Source organism: Herbaspirillum lusitanum P6-12 (genome assembly GCF_000256565.1).
GTDB lineage: Bacteria > Pseudomonadota > Gammaproteobacteria > Burkholderiales > Burkholderiaceae_D > Herbaspirillum > Herbaspirillum lusitanum.
Map to the genome: position 1 here is coordinate 1 of NZ_AJHH01000049.1, position 3,639 is coordinate 3,639.

4 protein-coding genes and 1 pseudogene are annotated in these 3,639 nt (G+C 62.2%); 3 read left to right on the forward strand and 2 right to left on the reverse strand.

Going from position 1 to position 3,639, the window contains the following annotated elements; genetic code table 11:
• Positions 1–140 precede the first annotated feature (140 nt).
• Complete coding sequence (locus HLUSI_RS0101790; RefSeq protein WP_016832338.1) at positions 141–785, forward strand: glutathione S-transferase; 645 nt, start codon at positions 141–143, stop codon at positions 783–785.
• Between the two features lie 7 nt (positions 786–792).
• Here HLUSI_RS0101790 and HLUSI_RS0101795 read toward each other — a convergent pair whose 3' ends face one another.
• Both HLUSI_RS0101795 and HLUSI_RS0101800 read right to left on the reverse strand, forming a co-directional pair.
• Entirely contained in the window at positions 793–1,278 is a 486-nt protein-coding gene (locus HLUSI_RS0101795) for a glutathione peroxidase (protein WP_029363000.1), read from the reverse strand.
• A gap of 49 nt (positions 1,279–1,327) precedes the next feature.
• Positions 1,328–2,368: a type IV pilus twitching motility protein PilT gene (locus HLUSI_RS0101800; protein WP_016832340.1), complete on the reverse strand. Its 1,041-nt coding sequence runs from the start codon at positions 2,366–2,368 to the stop codon at positions 1,328–1,330.
• Between the two features lie 52 nt (positions 2,369–2,420).
• On the opposite strand from HLUSI_RS0101800, the pseudogene HLUSI_RS31235 reads away from it, so the two are divergent.
• Positions 2,421–3,046, forward strand: a pseudogene (locus HLUSI_RS31235) (YggS family pyridoxal phosphate-dependent enzyme); the annotation flags it as partial.
• Positions 3,016–3,639, forward strand: a 624-nt coding sequence (locus tag HLUSI_RS0101810; protein ID WP_050977603.1) for a YggS family pyridoxal phosphate-dependent enzyme, incomplete at its 3' end; no start/stop codon positions are given. The pseudogene HLUSI_RS31235 and the gene HLUSI_RS0101810, both read left to right, overlap by 31 nt.

Sequence of the window (3,639 nt, forward strand, 5' to 3'; positions counted from 1 at the left end):
AACAAGCTGGTCGATCAATCGAAGAACTAATCGATCTCTTGTCGATGACAAAAAGGACGCCAAGGCGTCCTTTTTTATTTCGCGGTATGTTTACGTCCCGAGGCTTCACCGCCGCCACTTCGCCCATCAAGGAGAACCCAGTGCAACTCATCGGCATGCTCGATTCGCCCTATGTCCGCCGCGCCGCCATTTCCCTGCAATTGCTCGGCCTGCCGTTCGAACACCAGTCGATCTCGGTGTTCAGCGCCTTTGATCGTTTCCGCGAAATCAATCCGCTGGTCAAGGCGCCGTCGCTGATCTGCGATGACGGCATGGTGCTGATGGACTCGATACTGATTACCCAGTACGCCGAGGCGTTTCCGCAGAAGAAGCGCAGCCTGTTGCCGACCGGTCTGGGCGAGTTGCAGCGTGCGCTGCGCATCATCGGGCTGGCGATGACGGCCTGTGAGAAGAGTGTGCAGATTGTCTATGAGCACAAGCTGCGTCCAGCCGAGAAGTTGCATGAACCTTGGCTGGCGCGCGTGTCGGGTCAATTGCTGGAGGCTTACAAGGCGCTGGAAGAAGAGTTCGTCAAGCGGCCGCAAGTCGTGACCGGTGTGACCAGTGCAACCATCGATCAGGCCACGCTGACGACGGCGGTAGCCTGGTATTTCAGCCGGCAACTGGTCGCCGACATAGTCCCGGCAGATCGTTATCCGACGCTGGCGGCCTTGTCGGCAGCGGCCGAAAAGTTGCCCGAATTTGCCGCCGCACCGTATGGCGACGGCATTTGCAACGTGCACTGAACCCAGCTTACTCCGCCAGCAATTTCTCGATATCGGCCACCATGTCTTCCGGCTTGGTGGCCGGTGCGTAGCGTTTGAACACGCTGCCGTTTTTACGCACGAGGAATTTGGTGAAATTCCATTTGATCGCCTTGCTGCCGAGCAGGCCGGGGGCTTCCGCCTTGATGTAGGTGAACAGCGGATCGGCCTGGTCGCCGTTGACGTCGATCTTGGCGAACAGCGGGAAGCTGACGCCGTAATTCTTTTCGCAGAAGGCGCCGATCTCTTCCGCCGTGCCGGGCTCCTGGCCGCCGAACTGGTTGCAGGGGAAGCCGAGCACTTCCACGCCCTTGTCCTTGAACTCGCGATAAATCTTTTCCAGCCCCTGATACTGCGGCGTGAAGCCGCATTTGCTGGCGGTGTTGACGATCAGGACGACCTTGCCGCGGTATTGGTCGAGCGCCGCCGCCGTGTTGTCGGGCAGGGCGGGATGGAAGTCGTAGATGCTGGGCATGATGGCCTCGTCGAAGTGAATGGGAATGGCATCCATCATAGCCCATGCTTCAGGCGAACTGGCCGGGCGTGCGGGATGCTGCGCGTGCGGTCTCCGTCGTGATCAGATCCCTGCGCAGCAAGTCGCCGAGGCAATGATCCAGCGTCTGCATGCCGGCGCCGCCGGAGGTCTGCATGACCGAGACCATCTGCGCCACTTTCCCTTCGCGGATCAGGTTGCGGATGGCGGGCGTGCCGAGCATGATTTCGTGGGCGGCGATGCGGTCGTCTCCGGCTTTGGTTTTCAGCAGGATTTGCGAGACCACCGCGCTGAGCGACTCGGACAGCATGCTGCGCACCATGTCCTTCTCGTCGCCGGGGAACACGTCGATGATGCGGTCTATGCTTTTGGCGGCCGAGGACGTATGCAGCGTCGCCAGCACCAGATGGCCGGTTTCCGCCGCCGTCAGCGCCAGGCGGATGCTGTCGAGGTCGCGCAATTCGCCGATCAGGATGACGTCCGGATCCTCCCGCAGCGCCGAGCGCAACGCATTGGCGAACGAGTGCGTATGGGCGCCGACGGCGCGCTGGCTGATCAGGCTCTTGTCCGGCGCGTGGATGAATTCGATGGGATCTTCGATGGTCAGGATGTGGGCCGGGCGCTGCTCGTTGATATGCCGGATCATGGCCGCCAGCGTGGTCGACTTGCCCGAGCCGGTGGGGCCGGTGACCAGGATCAGGCCTTGCCGGCGCAGCGCCAGTTCGACCAGCACCGGCGGTGCGTCGAGGTCGGCCAGACTGCGGATGCTGTGGGGAATCGTACGGATGACCGCCGCCGGGCCGCGAGCCTGCTGGAAGGCATTGATGCGAAAGCGCGCCAGTCCTGCGATATCGATCGCGAAGTCGCACTCCAGGTCGCGCCGATACGCCTCGGCCTGGGCCGGTTCCATGATCGCGTTGAGCATGTCGTCGACGTCTTGCGCCAGCAATACCGGCAAGTTGACGCGCCGCATATCGCCGCGCAGTCGCAGCATGGGCGGCAAACCGGTGGAAAGATGCAGGTCCGAAGCCTGATTCTTGACGGAAAAGGCGAGCAGGTCGGGAATGTCCATTTATAATCTCTGACTGAAAAAACAGCGTTGTCCCTCCCTGAACCAAAGAATTATGTCGTCAATCGCAAAACAGTTGCAAGTTGTTAACGCGCGCATTGCGGCCGCCGGCCGCCGCGCAAGCCGCCGGCCGCAATCCGCAAGACATCCTGCTGCTGGCGGTGTCGAAGTTCTTTGACGCGGCGTCGGTGTTGGACGCCGTACACGCCGGGCAGACCGCTTTCGGCGAAAACTACGTGCAGGAAGCGCTCGACAAGATCGCCGCGCTGAAGCTGACGGCGCCCGAGGCGCAGGTCGCATGGCATTTCATCGGACCGATACAGAGCAACAAGACGCGCCAGATCGCGGAAAATCGACTGGGTGCATTCGGTCGATCGCGAAAAGATCGCTCGCCGCCTGGCCGAACAACGTCCGCCCGGATTGCCGCCGCTGAACATCTGCCTGCAAGTCAATATCAGCGACGAAGACAGCAAGAGCGGCTTGTCGCCGGACGAATTGCTGCCGGTGGCGCGGGCGGTTGCCGCCTTGCCAGGTCTGCGCTTGCGCGGACTGATGGCGATTCCGGCGCCGACCGAGGTGGAAGAAGAACAGCGCGCCGCGTTCCGGCGCTTGCGCGAACTGGCGGCGTTGCTGACCGACAGCGGGATCGCCTGCGACACTTTGTCGATGGGCATGTCGGCCCACCCCCTAGCCTCGCCGCCGCGCAAGCCGCCGGCCGCAATCCGCAAGACATCCTGCTGCTGGCGGTGTCGAAGTTCTTTGACGCGGCGTCGGTGTTGGACGCCGTACACGCCGGGCAGACCGCTTTCGGCGAAAACTACGTGCAGGAAGCGCTCGACAAGATCGCCGCGCTGAAGCTGACGGCGCCCGAGGCGCAGGTCGCATGGCATTTCATCGGACCGATACAGAGCAACAAGACGCGCCAGATCGCGGAAAATTTCGACTGGGTGCATTCGGTCGATCGCGAAAAGATCGCTCGCCGCCTGGCCGAACAACGTCCGCCCGGATTGCCGCCGCTGAACATCTGCCTGCAAGTCAATATCAGCGACGAAGACAGCAAGAGCGGCTTGTCGCCGGACGAATTGCTGCCGGTGGCGCGGGCGGTTGCCGCCTTGCCAGGTCTGCGCTTGCGCGGACTGATGGCGATTCCGGCGCCGACCGAGGTGGAAGAAGAACAGCGCGCCGCGTTCCGGCGCTTGCGCGAACTGGCGGCGTTGCTGACCGACAGCGGGATCGCCTGCGATAATAACGATAGTCCTTATAACATCGATGTC